This is a genomic window from Alteromonas mediterranea DE (assembly GCF_000020585.3).
Classification (GTDB): domain Bacteria; phylum Pseudomonadota; class Gammaproteobacteria; order Enterobacterales; family Alteromonadaceae; genus Alteromonas; species Alteromonas mediterranea.
On sequence record NC_011138.3, the window covers coordinates 3402219 to 3417429 of the forward strand.

Consider the following 15211-nt stretch of genomic DNA (forward strand, 5'->3'; position numbering starts at 1 on the left):
GCAAAGTTTCACTGCGACATTTCCCTTTTAGCCTTGTAGGCTCACCGGGTATAAACCCTATAACGAATTAGGCCAGAACTATTCAGGCCGCGTTCCCGCATGGCATTGCCAGCAGAGCTCGAACGCGCCGCCGTTTTCCTCACCGCACTGTTGGCAGCGCCAGTCCGATTGGATATCCGCTTTGTCGCTCGTTCGCCCTATCAATGCCTCTACTACTTTTGATGCTCTCGTATACCAAGTATCGTCAACAAGCCATACCTCTTGTTGCGAGTCCTGCCAAGGTAATTCGCCTATTGCCCCACTGGCAAACTCATTTTTTACCATATAAGGAATAGACAACGCATCTAATTCGCTGCGAACAGCTTGTAATTCAAAAGCATCTTGCGAAGAGAACAGTTTTTTCAAAGGCTATATCCACGCTCTACAACCATTAATCGTCCATATCAATCGACACGTTAGACAGCGTACCTAGGCTTGAGCCATCGCTGGTATCCAGCTTAATCATTAAGCGTAAATCATTCGGAGAGTCAGCATGATGCAGCGCCTGATCCATGTCAATTCGGCCGGCCTTGTAAAGGTCGTAGAGCGCCATATCAAAACTTTGCATGCCCTGCTCTTTGCCCTTTTTCATGGCTTCTTTCAACGCGCCTATTTCATTGCGCTGAATAAGGTCACGCACTAATGGTGAATTAAGCAGTATCTCGATGGCAGCCACACGCCCTTTACCGTCTGGCGTCGGCACCAGTTGCTGGGCAACAATAGCACGAATGTTCAAGCTTAAATCAAAGCGCAGCTTGTCGTGCTGATCTTTAGGCGCTAAGTGCATAATACGCTCTATGGCTTGGTTCGCGTTGTTCGCATGCAGCGTTGCCACACACAGGTGGCCCGTATCGGCGAACGACATGGCATATTCCATGGTTTCCATAGACCGAATCTCACCAATTAGAATAACGTCTGGCGCTTGTCGTAACGAGCTCTTAAGCGCATCGTCGAATGACTGGGTATCAATACCCACCTCACGCTGTGTAATCACACAGTTTTTATGCTCGTGTACAAATTCAATAGGGTCCTCAATGGTCAGTATATGCCCGTGAGAGTTTTCATTCCTATGCCCAATAAGTGCAGCTAGCGAGGTTGATTTACCCGTACCTGTCCCACCTACGAATAGAACAAGACCGCGCTTAGACATGATAATTTCTTTTAATACTCGGGGCAGACCCAAGTCATCGGCTTTCGGTATTTGCGTCACAATACGACGGATAACCATACCCGCTTGGTCTCGCTGCCAAAATGCAGAACAGCGAAAACGACCAATGCCATCACGCACGATAGCAAAGTTGCATTCCTTCGACGTATGAAACTCGTCACGCTGCTTATCGGTCATGGCTTCATGAACCAGCGCGAGTGATGCCTCTTCTGACGTTGCGCTATCAGTGACAGGGGTAAGTTTACCGTTTATTTTAGCGCTAACCGGAAAGCCCGCAGTGACAAATAAATCTGACGCGTTGGTATCAACCATTTTTTGAAGTAGTGAATCTAGCATAACGGCCTCTAGAAATTGTTCATCGACTGTTTATCCACTGACTTTGCAGCCGCGTCTTCTTTACTTATAACTCCCATGGCGACCAGGCGCTGTAAGCACTGATCCATGGTTTGCATACCGTGGGCCTGACCGGTTTGGATAACCGAATACATCTGAGGCACTTTATCTTCGCGAATGAGGTTACGAATAGCTGGGATACCTACCATGATTTCGTGAGCCGCCACTCGGCCTCCCCCTACTTTCTTTAGCAGTGTTTGAGAAATAACCGCGCGTAAAGACTCAGATAACATAGAGCGCACCATGGCTTTTTCTTCTGCAGGAAAAACGTCAATAATCCGGTCAATAGTTTTAGGCGCTGAGTTAGTATGTAGCGTACCAAATACTAAGTGACCTGTTTCCGCGGCCGAGATAGCAAGGCGAATGGTTTCGAGGTCACGCAGCTCACCGACAAGAATAACGTCTGGGTCTTCACGTAACGCGGAACGCAATGCATTGTTAAAAGAGTGGGTATCGCGATGCACTTCACGCTGGTTTACCAAACTGAGCTTATTGTCGTGCACGAATTCGATGGGGTCTTCAATGGTCAGAATATGTTCGCGTTTGTGCGTATTAATATGGTCGACCATGGCCGCCAAGGTAGTACTTTTACCCGAACCTGTGGCACCGGTTACCAGCACAATACCTGTAGGCTGATTGATGATCTCTTTAAATATTTCCGGGGCACCAAGGTCGTCTAACGTTAATACTTTGCTGGGGATAGTACGCAGAACAGCGGCGGCACCGCGGTTCTGAACAAAGGCATTGACACGAAAACGAGATAACCCATTCACTTCAAAAGAAAAATCGGTTTCTAAGTTTTCTTCGTATTCTTTGCGCTGCATGTCGTTCATAATCTCGTAAACGAGACTATGTACTTGCTTGTGATCGAGGGCAGGCACGTTCAGTTTACGCATCTCGCCATCTACACGAATAATTGGTGGTAGGCCCGCTGATAAGTGTAAATCTGAGGCGTTATTCTTAACACTGAAAGCCAAAAGTTCGGTAATATCCACAACCACTTCTCCAAAACAAGGTGAATAATGCAAACAATAGCAGAAAGACTAAATTCCGCACGAAAAGGAATAGACCAAGCCGCTAATAGTGCACATCGTCCACCAAATTCCGTTAAATTGCTAGCGGTTAGCAAAACAAAACCCGTATCAGATATCATTGAAGCGTATGAAGCGGGACAACGAATGTTTGGTGAAAACTACGTGCAGGAAGGTGTTGAAAAGGTTCAGGAACTTTCCAACCTCGACAATATCGAGTGGCATATGATTGGCCCTATTCAGTCGAATAAAACTAAAGTAGTAGCCGAACATTTCGATTGGGTACAATCGGTAGACAGAGAAAAGATTGCGCGAAGATTAAATGAACAGCGCCCAGAATCACTGCCGCCCTTAAACGTGTGCATACAGGTTAATGTCGATGACGAAGACAGTAAGTCGGGTGTTTCGCTTAGTGAATTAGCTTCGCTAGTTGAGTTTGTTTCATCGCAAGAGCGCCTTTGTCTGCGAGGGTTGATGGCTATTCCAAAGGCAAACCCTGACGATGAGCAACAGCGTCAAACCCTATCTAAGCTCAAAGAATTATTTGACCACTACCATACATCACTGAGCAATTTTGATACCCTATCCGTAGGAATGAGTAGTGATATGGTAGAGGCCATCCACCATGGGTCGACTATGGTAAGAGTTGGGACGGCTATTTTTGGTAAGCGAGATTACCCAAACCGGTAGCGTAAACTCGTCACTACACAAACTAAAACGCAACCAACAAATAGGATTTACATGCAACAGAAAAAATTAGCATTTATTGGCGCGGGCAATATGAGCCGCAGCATCATCAGTGGTCTTATCAAATCTGGATATGCAAAGGAAAATATTCTTGCTGCCAACCCATCAACGCCCAAGCTTGATGGCTTAAAAGCCGAGTTTGGTATTCACACCACACAGTCAAACGATGAAGCCTGCCAATTCGCTGATGCCATTGTGCTTGCGGTAAAACCACAAATTATGGGTGATATGTGCGGCGAACTGCAAAAGAATAACGATCTATCGGGTAAGTTATTCTTAAGCATTGCAGCCGGTCTACCCGTTGCACGATTGCAAGAAATGCTGGGCGGTGAATACCCTGTTGTTCGCATTATGCCAAATACACCAAGTTTGCTAGGTAAAGGCATGTCGGGTATGTATGCCGATAGCACAGTTTCTGAAGCAGACAGACAATATGTTGACGATGTGATGAACAGCGTTGGCGAAACCGTTTGGGTAAATGAAGAAGCGGGCATTAATGGTGTGATTGCCGCAGCGGGCAGTAGCCCAGCGTATTTCTTCTTGTTCTTACAAAACATGCAAGAAGAAGCCATGAACATGGGCTTTGACAAAGAGCAATCGCGCTTAATGGTGCAGCAAGCGATGCTCGGTGCAGCCGAAATGGTTTGTAACAACCCAGACCTTGAATTAAGCGAGCTTCGCGCCCAAGTTACGTCAAAGGGCGGCACGACAGCAGAAGCCGTCAACACTTTCATTAATGAAGGGTTAAAAGACATTGTCAGCAAGTCAATGCGCGCAGCAGTTGCACGTGCTGACGAAATGGCAAAACAGCTATAACGTTTTAGGAACAACTTAACATGAACGCAACGGTATTTTTGGTTGATACCTTATTCAACCTTTATTTGATGGTGGTTATTCTGCGCCTTTGGTTACAAATGGTACAGGCAGACTTTTATAACCCGCTGAGTCAATTTGTAGTAAAAGCAACCCACCCTATTGTGGGGCCGTTGCGCCGCATCATTCCTTCAATCGGCAGGTTTGACACTGCCACCTTTGTACTTGCCGTAGCTGTTTGCGCGTTAAAATTAGTTACGCTCGGGCTTATGTTTGGTGGTAGTCTTAACCCCATCGGCATTGCTATTTTGTCGGTCATTGGCGTAGTGAAAGAAACCTTGTCTCTGATGTTTTGGGTTTTGCTATTACGCGCCATTTTAAGCTGGGTTTCACAAGGCCAGTCGCCTGTGGACTATGTGCTTTATCAACTTACTGAGCCTTTTTTAGCTCCTATTCGAAAAATCATCCCACCTCTTGGCGGGTTAGATTTATCAGTGCTCATTGCCATTATCGCATTACAGTTTTTACAGCTTCTGATCCAAGACACCTTCCCCATGTAACTAATGGCAAAGGTTATATTCGACAGTACATTAAGCGGTAAAAATTTACGCTTGAATAATGGTAAACGTACAATAGGTTTTATTATGAGTAAGTTGAAATTAGGCTTGGTTGCGCTGCTAGCGGGTATATTATCTGCCCTAAGCGCCTCTGCGTTCGCTGAACAAAAGCAAACGCTTGGAGAGTGGGACGTGCACTACATGGTGGTAAGTACGCCCTTTTTAACACCGGAAGTGGCAGCAAACTACGGCATTGTAAGAAGTAAGTTTAACGCACTGGTTAACATTTCTGTGCTAGACAAAGTTTCAGGGGCGGCCCAGCGCGCTGACGTGACGGGTACGGCGAAGAACTTAATAGGTAACGCCCGTAAGCTCACCTTTAAAAAGGTAGAGGAAGGCGATGCTATTTACTATTTAGCTGTATTGCCGTTTCGCGACCAGGAAACCTTCAGGTTTGAAATTGATGTTCAAAAAGGCTCGAGTAAACAAACCTTAAAATTCCAACAAAAAATGTACGTTGATGAGTAGCCCTTTATTGGCCTTGTGTTACTAACATAGCAACACAAGTCGCAACGTTTAGCGCAAGGATTTGGCGCGTTAATAAGAAAAACCAAACTAAAATAGATAAGCGAGATAACCGTTAAGTGGGTGTCTCGCTTTTTTATTATGTTAAAAATTTGCCAGCTTTGCTTTACCAATTCGTTACAGTAGTAAATAATCAAAACAACTGGTCGGGCAAGTTCACCTACTCACGCGCCATAATAAAACGTTGTGCGCCAACTGCCCTCATAACCAATAACAACAGAGAATAATTATGAGCACGCCCTCACCGCAGCCTTCGCCTTTTTACCCTAACTTATTAGCCCCGCTAGACTTGGGCTTCACCACACTGAAAAACCGCACGCTAATGGGCTCTATGCACTTGGGTCTGGAAGAAGAAAAAGGCGGGTTTGACAAGCTTGCGGCGTTTTACGCCGAGCGAGCTAAAGGAGGCGCAGGTCTTATCGTAACCGGTGGGATAAGCCCTAACATTTCAGGCTGGGTAGCCCCTTTTGCCGGCAGAATGACCCGCTCTCGTCATGCTAAAAAGCACCGCGTAATTACCGATGCCGTGCACCAAGAAGACGGTAAAATCTGTATGCAAATACTGCATTCAGGTCGCTACGGCTATCACCCTTTAGCGGTTTCTGCTTCGCCTATGAAATCGCCTATCACGCCATTTAAACCTCGTGAGCTTTCCTCTCGCGGCGTAAGAGGCACCATTAAAGATTACATTAAGTGCTCAAGCCTTGCGCAAAAGGCGGGGTACGATGGCGTTGAGATCATGGGTTCTGAAGGCTACCTCATTAACCAGTTTTTTTGTGAGCGCACCAACCACAGAAACGATGAGTGGGGCGGCAGTTTAGAAAATCGTGCGCGTTTAGCCCTAGAGATAGTAAAAGGCGTTCGTGAAAAAGTGGGCACTAACTTCATTATAATCTATCGCTTGTCTATGCTGGATTTGGTTGAAGGCGGGGCAAAGTGGGATGAGGTGGTCTACTTAGCCAAAGAAATTGAAAAGGCAGGGGCAACGCTTATTAATACCGGCATTGGCTGGCATGAAGCGCGAGTGCCAACAATTTCGACTTCCGTACCGCGCGCAGCGTTTACCTGGATCACCCAGCGTATGAAAAAGGAAGTGTCTATTCCCCTTGTTACCACTAACCGAATTAATACTCCAGAGGTAGCAGAGTCGGTGTTGGCTGAAGGCCATGCTGACATGGTGTCGATGGCACGACCATTTCTTGCCGATGCACATTTCGTTGCCAAGGCCATGCGCAATGAATCTAAGCTTATCAACACGTGTATTGCATGTAATCAGGCGTGCCTAGACCATGCATTTGAACAAAAACGTGCTAGTTGCCTGGTAAACCCTCAGGCCTGCTATGAAACCGAACTGACCTTTACGCCTACCCAAGCCAAGAAAAAGCTAGCGGTTGTAGGAGCTGGCCCTGCTGGGTTGGCGTTTTCTATGTATGCCGCCGACCGTGGGCACGAGGTACACCTATTTGATAAAGCGAGTGAAATTGGCGGCCAGTTTAATTATGCAAAACAAGTACCTGGCAAAGAAGAGTTTTACGAAACTCTACGCTATTTCGATAACCAGCTAGCTCGCGTTGGCGTGACGATTCATCTTAACCACGAGGTTAATGCTGAAAGCCTTTTAAATATGGGCTTTGATGAAGTTGTGTTGGCAACAGGTATAAACCCACGCAAGCTGACAATTGAAGGGCACGATCACCGAAAAGTAATGAGTTACTTGGATGTGCTTCGCGACCATAAACCGGTTGGAAAAAAAGTCGCAATTATTGGTGCGGGCGGCATAGGCTTTGATGTGGCCGAGTTCTTAGTTGAACATGAGCACTTGGCACAAGACAAGGAAAAATGGCTGGACCATTGGGGAATCGATAAAGGTTATTCAGCGCCTGGCGCGCTAAAAGAAAAAGCCATAGAGCCCTCTGAGCGTGAAGTGTATTTACTACAACGTAAGACCTCAAAAGTCGGAAAAGGACTTGGCAAAACAACGGGCTGGATCCATCGTCAGTCATTGAAACATCACAATGTTCAAATGATAAATGGCGTGAGCTACGAAAAGGTGGACGATGAAGGTCTACACGTCTTTATTAACGACGCGCCGAAGGTGTTGCCTGTAGACAATATTATCGTGTGTGCAGGGCAAGAGCCCTTTAAGCCACTACAGCAACCGCTTGAAGAGGCTGGCGTAAGTGTTCACATTATTGGCGGTGCCGACGTAGCGGCTGAACTCGACGCTAAACGGGCTATTCGCCAAGGCGCTGAGCTAGCAGCCCGAATCTAGAACTGATCGAACATGATAGCGTTGCCGTCTGGGTCTTTGACAATTAAATGCCCAGGGCCGCTATCACCTTTTACAGGAACTTCTAGGGCTAGCCCCTGCTCCACTAAGTTAGCTTGAAGGGCTCTCACGTCATTGGGATTAAAAGTCATGATGTTGTCTTCAAACATCCCCTCAAACAAGCCAATCATGGTAGACCCGTTTTTCATCATTAACCATTTATCTTCAATAGATCCACAGGAGGGCATGGCTTCGAAACCCAGTGCTTCATAAAATGTTTTCGATTTACTGATATCCTTAACGGCCAAACTCAACGAAAAAAGCCCTAATTCCACGTTTTCTCTCCATTACTTTTAGTAAAAAACTGTCTACTAATTACTCTAGTGAAGGGATGCAACAAGATCACTGCCATTGGTCGCAAAAACTAAAAAGCCAGTAAGGTCTATACTTACTGGCTTTAAGATGTTTTAAGATTTACTTATTTTCTCGTTATTTACGCGCTTTTTTGACTCGCGATCCATCGGTCAATTTTCTGCTCTAAAATAGCCAGTGGAATACCGCCTGTGTTGAGCACTTGGGCGTGGAATTCACGAATATCGAAATCATCGCCAAGGGCTTTTTCAGCACGAGCGCGCAGCTCTTGAATCTTAAGTGCGCCAACTTTATAAGACAGCGCTTGCGAAGGAATAGCGATATAACGCTCTACTTCTGCTACCACTTCCGTACGCGTCATACCTGAGTTATCAAGCATGAAGTCGATGGCTTGTTCACGGGTCCAACCTTTAGCATGAATACCGGTATCTACTACCAAACGCATTGCGCGAAGTTGTTCGTCTTGAAGCGTGCCGTAACGGTTCCACGGGTCTTCAAAGAAGCCCATTTCATAGCCTAGCGTTTCAGAATACAGCGCCCACCCCTCGCCAAACGCAGGTAGGAAACTAAAGCGCATGAACGACGGTAGCGCTTCATTTTCTTGCGCAAGACTCACTTGGAAATGATGACCTGGCGCGCCTTCGTGTAGGTATAAGGTAACGTTGCCCGTTGTTAAGCGGCTTGGCAAGTCGTACGCGTTAAAGTAGAAGGTTCCCGGGCGAGAACCATCTGGGGTGCCCGGCTGATAAGAGCCACCCGCGCTAAATTGCTCAATAGCAGGGTCGTAGGGCTTTATTTCTAACTCAGACTTAGGCAGCAATGAAAAGTATTGGTCAATTTTTTCGTCCACTTCACGACCAATATCATAATAGCTCTGGGTTAGCGCCTCACGACTTTCAGGCTTAAACTTGGGATCGGTGCGCACATAGTCGAAGAACTCGTTTAACGTGCCCTCAAATTTCACCTCGTCTTTAATCTCAAGCATGTCATTTTTGATACGCTTAACTTCTTTTAAGCCCAGCTTGTGAAGCTCATCAGGCGTCATTGGCAGTGTCGTTGAACCTTCTACCATCAATTGATAAAGCTTTGCACCACCTTTCATATCGCTAAGGCCAATACTTTCACGGGCAACAGGCAAATACTCATCCCGAAGAAAGTCGCGCATACGCGTGGTTGCATCGTAAATCTCTTGCGTCGCTTTCTCGTAGTCAGCGCTCAAACGCGCTTTTTCCTCGTCGGAAAAGCTCTCTGGAAACATGGTGATTGGTCCCCAGAACTGCGACTCTTTGATAGGGATAGCCAGCTGAGTATCAAACTGTTTTATCACACGGTCGATAGTTAGCTTAGTTTCAAGCACCCCACTTTCCATCCCTTCGCGAAACTTACCAATAGCACGGTCAGAAATCGCGATGTAATCCTTATGGCGAGATAAATTGTTCTCGTAATCTTCTACCGTTTTAAATGGTGCAGCGCCCTTTCCGCTCGCAAACGTAGGGTAAAAGGTATGGAATCCACTGAAGTGGTTCACAGGACGTACTTCTGTAAGCGCTTCAATTTCGTCTGACGACATCTTTAGCGAGCGCTCTTGGTTGTATTTAAATACATCGTAGGCAAGCTTATCAGTATCGCTTAACTTGCTGCGGTCAATTTGTTTAAGTTCTGACAAATTAAGCTGTGTAGCCGTTTTTCCCGCTAATGCGTGGGAGTCTGTCAAGAAGTCACCCATTCTGTCGGCATAGCGCATATCACCACGGAAAATCGCCATAATCGGATTAAGCTCTATATTTCGCTGATCAGCGGCAGCAAACAAGGCGAAGAGCTTCTCATGCTCAGTGTGCGCCGCTTTGGCGACCATTTCATTATCACCCTGATGATTGTGCGCATAGGTAACCGCAAGCGGTGAACTTAACGCAATTGCAACTGCACTGCTAACTAGCAACGTTTTGAATAATTTCATGATATTTCCTTGGATAGGAGCTTTTGCTCTGTCGTAATTATTATTGGCACTATATAGGCTACACAATAAAACCTATCTTATTGAGCGGGTAAGTGCGACATTTCGCCGCGCCACGCACGCTCATAGGCTTCTCGTGACAGTACACGTTGTGCGTAGTCACTTATATTTTGAAAGTCGATTGCTAACTTACTGCCCTTAGCCCACGCTAAAATATGCCCTGCAATAACGTCGGCCATAGTAAACATGTTACCGCAAACAAATTCGTTACCGCCAAGCATAGAAGCAAACACCCTGAGCGCACGCTGAAACTCCCACGCACTAACGCCGTGCATTTCCTCCAATCTTTGCGATTCGGGTAAAGCAAACGTGTGCTTGGCTAAATTCCAAACCGGCTGTTCTAGCTCACTGGTGAGAAATAGCATCATCTCTTCGTACTTAGCCCGCGAGAAACTGCCAGGCTCGGGAATAAATTCTTGCATACCGTGGCGCTCAGCCAAGTAAGTGACAATGGCAGCTGACTCAGACAGTGTGCCCTCGGGGGTTGCCAATACCGGTATTTTCGCCGATGGGCTTACTGCTTTATAGTCATCAGACAAATGCTGACCTTGTTTCAAGTCGATTAGTTTGTATTCGTAAGGTAAACCAATTTCTTCCAGCGCCCACGCTACACGAACCGAGCGGGTTTTAGGGTAACCGTAAAGTGTATACATGCCCTTGCCTCTAATGTGAATTTATATGCGCTAACTGTAAGGCTAATAGGATAAAAGTGCTACTTAGATATTGTTACTGAGTTTTACCGCCGTAACATGAATCTTCCATCTGTACGTCTTCAAAGAAATGAAACGTCCAAGGTAAAGCATACAGTAACTTTTTCATACACAGGGTATAACCCTTTCATTATGCGCTGCGGTTAATTTTGTTTAGCTAAACGCTGGCTTCCTTAGAGTCTACATTGGTAAAGGCCTTAACAGCTTTGCTGTAGAGTTCGCGCAACTGGTTTACTTTATGCTCGTTAAGGTTTGTAGTTTTCAAAAATACGTCATTAATCTAGTGAAGGAGAACACGATGAAAAAACGTTTATTATCTACCCTAGCAGGGTCTATCTCACTGATTCTAAGTGCAGGCAGCTTAGCAGGTCATCACCAACACGAAGGAAAAGAGGTGGTGATGAATAACCTTAAAACCAACCAGAGCATGGGTACTGTAAAGGTAAGCAGTTACGACGATGATGGTGTGGTTTTTACGCCTAACCTTTCCGGTTTAACGCCGGGTATACACGGGTTTCATGTTCATCAAAATGGTGATTGCTCAACGGCTATGAAAGACGGTAAAAAAATACTTGGTGGTGCTGCCGGCGGACACTTCGACCCAGAAGATACCAATAAACACAGAGCTCCATGGTCTGAGAAAGGGCACGAAGGCGATCTTCCCGTGCTGTATGTTGATGAAAACGGAAAAGCCACGCAGCCTATTTTCGCCCCAGAGCTAGAGCTTGAAGATATTGAAGGTCGTGCACTTATGATTCACGCAGGCGGCGACAACTACTCAGACTCCCCTAAAAAACTAGGTGGTGGCGGCGAACGCGTTGCTTGTGGCCTAATCGGTAAATAGGTTAATGGCAGTTAACCGCTAGCTACCCTAACAGAAGCGTTTAAACTAAAAGCCCCCGGTAATCAAACATCTCAATTACTGGGGGCTTTTTACATCTAAATTTTTAAGCGGATATAAATAAAGCTCGCTAACAGAAGCGAGCTTTTTAAAATGTGTTTACTGTTTTCTAGCGCCTAGCGCGTTTACCTCAACGGCCAGTAACCCTCAGTGCTAACACCTCAGCTATTATTTAGCTTATATTCCAACGTAATGTTGGCATTAAGTAATTGAGACACAGGGCAGTTTTCTTTCGCTTCCTGAGCAATCTTCTCAAACTCGTCTTCTGTGATACCTTCAACTTCAGCGTCTAATGTTAACGCCGACTTGGTAATTTCAAAACCGTCATCGCTTTTGTCTAGGCTTATTTTGGCTGTGGTATTTAATTCGCCGTCATCATACCCTGCATCGGATAATGCAAAAGAAAGCGCCATGGTGAAACAACTCGCATGGGCGGCACCAATCAATTCTTCGGGGTTAGTCCCTTTTCCATCTTCAAAACGTGTATTAAAACCATAGGGCTGATTAGATAAGGCGCCCGTTTCCGTGGAAATACTGCCCTTTCCTTCTTTACCCAGCGGTTTGTATGCTGCACTACCTGATTTGACTATCGACATATTATCTTCCTTACTTTCTACTTAATTAAATCTGAGCCAAGCTCTTTTAGAGACCTGAACAAACGACAACCGGCTGCACGAAGTAAAGCAACGCTTGATTAGCGTTAAGCAAAACTGACCTACCTCACAGAGTGAAATCACACGTTGTCGCGTATTTTGACTCACACGTAATTGCTGAGATGCAAATGCTCTGCCGATCGAAAGGCTCTTACTACAGTCCTTGTCATGGCAGGGCTACAGAGCAGTCGGGTGAAAAAAGATGGCGTTCACTTTGCTACCAGTGAACGCAGGCTACAGAGTCTGATGAAAATTTTACTTACCCTCTTTTGGCATTAATTGTTTTTGATTCTAGTGCGATACTGTTAATCGCTAGCTAAGCTTTTTCTTTTATAAGCGAGGAAAAAGAGATGCTACAAACTGCGATAAAATTAATTGCAGCCTAAACCGTTCTTTGACCCTTTTGATGACAGAGGGCAGTTTTGCGACAAAGGTCCCAGCTACCTAAGCGCTATTTTTGTTGCGAACGATAAAGAACGTGCTATCGCCGAAAAAACAAAAGCTGACGTAATCACCCAGTTTCCGAATAAAGACGTGGTAATACCAATACTTGATGCTTCTACTTTTTATCCAATTAAAGGTGATGAAATAGGCCACCAAGATTTCTATAAGAAAAGTCCTGTTCGGTACAAATTCTACCGTTGGAACTGTGGTCGCGATCAGCGCTTAAAAGAAATCTGGGGCGACAAAGCCATGGGAAAAATAAAATAGTGTACAGCGAGTTTGTCTAAGCATAAATCTCAACGCTTCGACTCAACGTATTGCTAATACTCTATGTAAACAAATGGATATTGATGCTATAGCAATATGAGGAGATGTGTATGTTTAGCGCTAGCCCAACGCTCGACTTGATATGTAGAGGCCTTTTTCTTACCACGATGGTAATGGTATGGGTAGTATTGCTGGTTCGTATTAACGGCTTACGTTCTTTCTCGAAAATGACAAACTTCGACTTCGTAATGACGGTAGCGGTAGGCTCATTGCTCGCCAGTGCTTCTCAAACGACCACGTGGGAAGCGTTTTTGCAAGCCATGGTTGCTATGGCCGCCCTATTTATTGTGCAATCGGTTAGCGCCAGACTACGCAGACGGTCTGATAAAATTGAAGCAATAATGCAAAACACGCCGGTTATTTTAATGAGAAACGGCGAAATTATTGACGGCGCGCTTGAAGAAACTCGGGTGGCACGCAGCGATTTGCTCGCTAAGCTTCGGGAAGCTAACGTATTAGACTTAAATGAAGTGAGAGCAGTAGTCCTTGAAACTACTGGCGACATCTCGGTGCTCCATGGCGAGCACTGTTCAGAAGCCTTGCTAAAAGGTACGAAAGCATAAAAAGCTAACTATTTATCTCCCGTTTAGCCTGCGTAATAACTATAAGAAATGCAAAGCGCACCAGTATATTACGCCAAAAACGGCGACGCCGAAGAATACAGGCAGGCCCAATGCCTTGGTCTTACGCCAAACGAGTATTGTTATCACAGTTGCAACGCCTGTGGCTATCCAACTGGCCGCAGACGGGGCTTTAGGAATAAGCGAAGCGCCCAACATAGCTGCAATCATCAATGGACCTAGCACACTTAACCAAGTAGGCAAGCGCGCTTGGGTATTGTTGGCCTTGTGTTTGTTGAAGTGACGCTGTGTCCATAATAACGGCGCTACGCGCAACACGTAGGTGCCTATCGCCGCCACGATAATTGCTATCCAAATATCAGTTTGCATGAGACTGCGTCCTTTCAACATGGGAAGTAAGCAAATAGAACGTGAGCGCACCGCATAGCGCCGCCAGCGGAATAGCTGCATTTTTAAAACTACTAAGCGCAACAAAAAGCGCTATGGATATCGTTACCAGCAAGGTAACGCTCCACAGTTTATTAGAAAATTTTGGCGCTAATAACACAACAAACAACGCCGGTAAGGCAAAGGGCATCACGCTATCAAGAATTGGCCATTTCTGTGTAAGCGAGTCTCCCGCTATACCTCCAAGTGCTGTACCCAGAATCCAACTAAACCACGCCACCATTGATACACCTTTAAACCAATCTACTTTCTTGGTGTCTTCCATAGAAGGTAAACGTGTATGGGCTAGCGCAAAAATTTGATCAGTAAGGCCATGCATTAAATAGGGCCACGCTTTGCTTTGCGGTAAATAAGGCACTAAGTTGGGCGCGTAAACCACATGGCGTACGTTGACCAATAGTGTCATACACACGGCTAGCCAAAGGGGAGCACCTGATGCCACCATGGCAACTAAAAGAAATTGCGACGCACCTGCGTAAATGAACACAGAAATTAGCGTAGCCTCTAATGTTGAAAAGCCAGCTTGAATGGCAATAACGCCGAATGAAATGGCTACCGGGATATACCCTCCGAGCAAGGGTAACCCATCTATGATCCCCTGCTTTAGCCCACTTTTTGATGAAACCTGGCTCATTTTATTGCCTCTTTGTGATAAACGATAGTGATAAGGCACGTTACCCACTCATCTTGAGTTTTGTAGACGTGAGGTAAATCGGCGCTGAAAGCAATACTTTGACCGGGTAGCAGTAGTTGGGTACTGCCAATATTCCCTGCTTCTAACGTACCGCTTATCACGGTAATGGTTTCTTGTGTTTCAGTCGCGTGAGCCTCGGCTTCTCGCCGCGTATTAGGTGCAACAGACATCCAGTAAGCATCGACATTGGGTACTCCCTGCCCTTGCTCAATGAGACGCACTTCTACTCCGTTCTCTCCCACGCTTGTGCTAAGGGGCTGCACAAGTTGACCAAATGGCACGTCTAATTGCTTAGCTAATCGCCAAATAGTATCTAACGTAGGATTACCGTTACCCTGCTCTAGCCTAGAAAGATTTGACTTGGCAATACCTGCCCCTGCGGCTAATTGCGACAGCGAGACACCTTTATCTTGCCTAAGTTTCTTAAGATGCCTACCTAGAATATTAAGGGTGGCTTGATTCACAC

17 protein-coding genes and 1 pseudogene are annotated in these 15211 nt (G+C 45.8%); 8 read left to right on the plus strand and 10 right to left on the minus strand.

All coding sequences use genetic code 11. From position 1 onward, the window contains the following. Positions 1 to 78 precede the first annotated feature (78 nt). Genes MADE_RS15075 through MADE_RS15085 form a run of 3 tightly spaced genes read right to left on the minus strand, consistent with a single transcriptional unit; the run spans position 79 to position 2595 of the window. Positions 79 to 405: a putative signal transducing protein gene (locus MADE_RS15075; protein WP_012519491.1), complete on the minus strand. Its 327-nt coding sequence runs from the start codon at positions 403 to 405 to the stop codon at positions 79 to 81. A 25-nt stretch (positions 406 to 430) separates the two neighbouring features. Further along, the gene (locus tag MADE_RS15080) at positions 431 to 1543 is read right to left on the minus strand and encodes a PilT/PilU family type 4a pilus ATPase (protein WP_012519492.1); all 1113 of its coding nucleotides are present in this window, start codon (positions 1541 to 1543) and stop codon (positions 431 to 433) included. 8 nt (positions 1544 to 1551) lie between these two features. Then, on the minus strand, positions 1552 to 2595 hold the full coding sequence (locus MADE_RS15085; RefSeq protein WP_012519493.1) for a type IV pilus twitching motility protein PilT: 1044 nt from the start codon (positions 2593 to 2595) through the stop codon (positions 1552 to 1554). 27 nt (positions 2596 to 2622) lie between these two features. On the opposite strand from MADE_RS15085, the gene MADE_RS15090 reads away from it, so the two are divergent. The 5 genes from MADE_RS15090 to MADE_RS15110 all read left to right on the plus strand — a co-directional run bounded on the left by MADE_RS15090 (position 2623) and on the right by MADE_RS15110 (position 7605). Continuing rightward, on the plus strand, positions 2623 to 3321 hold the full coding sequence (locus MADE_RS15090) for a YggS family pyridoxal phosphate-dependent enzyme (protein WP_012519494.1): 699 nt from the start codon (positions 2623 to 2625) through the stop codon (positions 3319 to 3321). 51 nt (positions 3322 to 3372) lie between these two features. Beyond that, complete coding sequence (proC, locus tag MADE_RS15095; protein WP_012519495.1) at positions 3373 to 4194, plus strand: pyrroline-5-carboxylate reductase; 822 nt, start codon at positions 3373 to 3375, stop codon at positions 4192 to 4194. 20 nt (positions 4195 to 4214) lie between these two features. Further along, positions 4215 to 4751 carry a YggT family protein gene (locus MADE_RS15100; protein ID WP_012519496.1) on the plus strand — a complete coding sequence of 179 codons (537 nt, stop codon included), beginning with the start codon at positions 4215 to 4217 and terminating at the stop codon, positions 4749 to 4751. A gap of 84 nt (positions 4752 to 4835) precedes the next feature. After that, positions 4836 to 5276 carry a DUF4426 domain-containing protein gene (locus MADE_RS15105; RefSeq protein WP_015067845.1) on the plus strand — a complete coding sequence of 147 codons (441 nt, stop codon included), beginning with the start codon at positions 4836 to 4838 and terminating at the stop codon, positions 5274 to 5276. 286 nt (positions 5277 to 5562) lie between these two features. Beyond that, positions 5563 to 7605 carry an NADPH-dependent 2,4-dienoyl-CoA reductase gene (locus tag MADE_RS15110; protein ID WP_012519498.1) on the plus strand — a complete coding sequence of 681 codons (2043 nt, stop codon included), beginning with the start codon at positions 5563 to 5565 and terminating at the stop codon, positions 7603 to 7605. On the opposite strand, the gene MADE_RS15115 is transcribed toward MADE_RS15110, so the two are convergent. The 3 genes from MADE_RS15115 to MADE_RS15125 all read right to left on the minus strand — a co-directional run bounded on the left by MADE_RS15115 (position 7602) and on the right by MADE_RS15125 (position 10641). Next, entirely contained in the window at positions 7602 to 7937 is a 336-nt protein-coding gene (locus MADE_RS15115; protein ID WP_012519499.1) for a VOC family protein, read from the minus strand. The genes MADE_RS15110 and MADE_RS15115 overlap by 4 nt on opposite strands. 158 nt (positions 7938 to 8095) lie before the next feature. Further along, on the minus strand, positions 8096 to 9931 hold the full coding sequence (locus tag MADE_RS15120) for a DUF885 domain-containing protein (RefSeq protein ID WP_012519500.1): 1836 nt from the start codon (positions 9929 to 9931) through the stop codon (positions 8096 to 8098). 77 nt (positions 9932 to 10008) lie between these two features. After that, complete coding sequence (locus tag MADE_RS15125) at positions 10009 to 10641, minus strand: glutathione S-transferase family protein (protein WP_012519501.1); 633 nt, start codon at positions 10639 to 10641, stop codon at positions 10009 to 10011. Positions 10642 to 10996: 355 nt separating this feature from the next. On the opposite strand from MADE_RS15125, the gene sodC reads away from it, so the two are divergent. Next, on the plus strand, positions 10997 to 11542 hold the full coding sequence (sodC, locus tag MADE_RS15130; RefSeq protein WP_012519502.1) for a superoxide dismutase family protein: 546 nt from the start codon (positions 10997 to 10999) through the stop codon (positions 11540 to 11542). A 218-nt stretch (positions 11543 to 11760) separates the two neighbouring features. Here sodC and MADE_RS15135 read toward each other — a convergent pair whose 3' ends face one another. Continuing rightward, the gene (locus tag MADE_RS15135; RefSeq protein ID WP_012519503.1) at positions 11761 to 12195 is read right to left on the minus strand and encodes an OsmC family protein; all 435 of its coding nucleotides are present in this window, start codon (positions 12193 to 12195) and stop codon (positions 11761 to 11763) included. 453 nt (positions 12196 to 12648) lie between these two features. On the opposite strand from MADE_RS15135, the pseudogene MADE_RS15140 reads away from it, so the two are divergent. Then, positions 12649 to 12963 (plus strand): annotated as a pseudogene (locus tag MADE_RS15140) (peptide-methionine (S)-S-oxide reductase); the annotation flags it as partial. A gap of 110 nt (positions 12964 to 13073) precedes the next feature. Continuing rightward, a complete protein-coding gene (locus MADE_RS15145; RefSeq protein WP_012519505.1) occupies positions 13074 to 13586 on the plus strand; it encodes a DUF421 domain-containing protein in 513 nt (170 codons plus the stop codon). 39 nt (positions 13587 to 13625) lie between these two features. Here MADE_RS15145 and MADE_RS15150 read toward each other — a convergent pair whose 3' ends face one another. The 3 genes from MADE_RS15150 to MADE_RS15160 are packed head-to-tail and all read right to left on the minus strand — an operon-like array spanning position 13626 to position 15209. Further along, on the minus strand, positions 13626 to 13973 hold the full coding sequence (locus MADE_RS15150) for an AzlD domain-containing protein (RefSeq protein ID WP_012519506.1): 348 nt from the start codon (positions 13971 to 13973) through the stop codon (positions 13626 to 13628). Beyond that, positions 13963 to 14685 (minus strand): AzlC family ABC transporter permease, encoded by a 723-nt coding sequence (locus tag MADE_RS15155; RefSeq protein ID WP_012519507.1) that lies wholly within the window; start codon positions 14683 to 14685, stop codon positions 13963 to 13965. The genes MADE_RS15150 and MADE_RS15155 overlap by 11 nt, the downstream gene beginning before the upstream one ends. Further along, entirely contained in the window at positions 14682 to 15209 is a 528-nt protein-coding gene (locus MADE_RS15160) for a helix-turn-helix domain-containing protein (RefSeq protein ID WP_012519508.1), read from the minus strand. Before MADE_RS15160 ends, MADE_RS15155 begins: the two co-directional genes overlap by 4 nt. Positions 15210 to 15211 lie beyond the last annotated feature (2 nt).

Coding starts and splice junctions, on each gene's coding strand:
- MADE_RS15135 (WP_012519503.1), bottom strand. CDS start 12,195: ATGTCGATAGTCAAATCAGGTAGTGCAGCATACAAACCGCTGGGTAAA.
- MADE_RS15105 (WP_015067845.1), top strand. CDS start 4,836: ATGAGTAAGTTGAAATTAGGCTTGGTTGCGCTGCTAGCGGGTATATTA.
- MADE_RS15120 (WP_012519500.1), bottom strand. CDS start 9,931: ATGAAATTATTCAAAACGTTGCTAGTTAGCAGTGCAGTTGCAATTGCG.
- MADE_RS15100 (WP_012519496.1), top strand. CDS start 4,215: ATGAACGCAACGGTATTTTTGGTTGATACCTTATTCAACCTTTATTTG.
- MADE_RS15090 (WP_012519494.1), top strand. CDS start 2,623: ATGCAAACAATAGCAGAAAGACTAAATTCCGCACGAAAAGGAATAGAC.
- sodC (WP_012519502.1), top strand. CDS start 10,997: ATGAAAAAACGTTTATTATCTACCCTAGCAGGGTCTATCTCACTGATT.
- MADE_RS15150 (WP_012519506.1), bottom strand. CDS start 13,973: ATGCAAACTGATATTTGGATAGCAATTATCGTGGCGGCGATAGGCACC.
- MADE_RS15125 (WP_012519501.1), bottom strand. CDS start 10,641: ATGTATACACTTTACGGTTACCCTAAAACCCGCTCGGTTCGTGTAGCG.
- MADE_RS15145 (WP_012519505.1), top strand. CDS start 13,074: ATGTTTAGCGCTAGCCCAACGCTCGACTTGATATGTAGAGGCCTTTTT.
- MADE_RS15155 (WP_012519507.1), bottom strand. CDS start 14,685: ATGAGCCAGGTTTCATCAAAAAGTGGGCTAAAGCAGGGGATCATAGAT.
- MADE_RS15080 (WP_012519492.1), bottom strand. CDS start 1,543: ATGCTAGATTCACTACTTCAAAAAATGGTTGATACCAACGCGTCAGAT.
- MADE_RS15110 (WP_012519498.1), top strand. CDS start 5,563: ATGAGCACGCCCTCACCGCAGCCTTCGCCTTTTTACCCTAACTTATTA.
- proC (WP_012519495.1), top strand. CDS start 3,373: ATGCAACAGAAAAAATTAGCATTTATTGGCGCGGGCAATATGAGCCGC.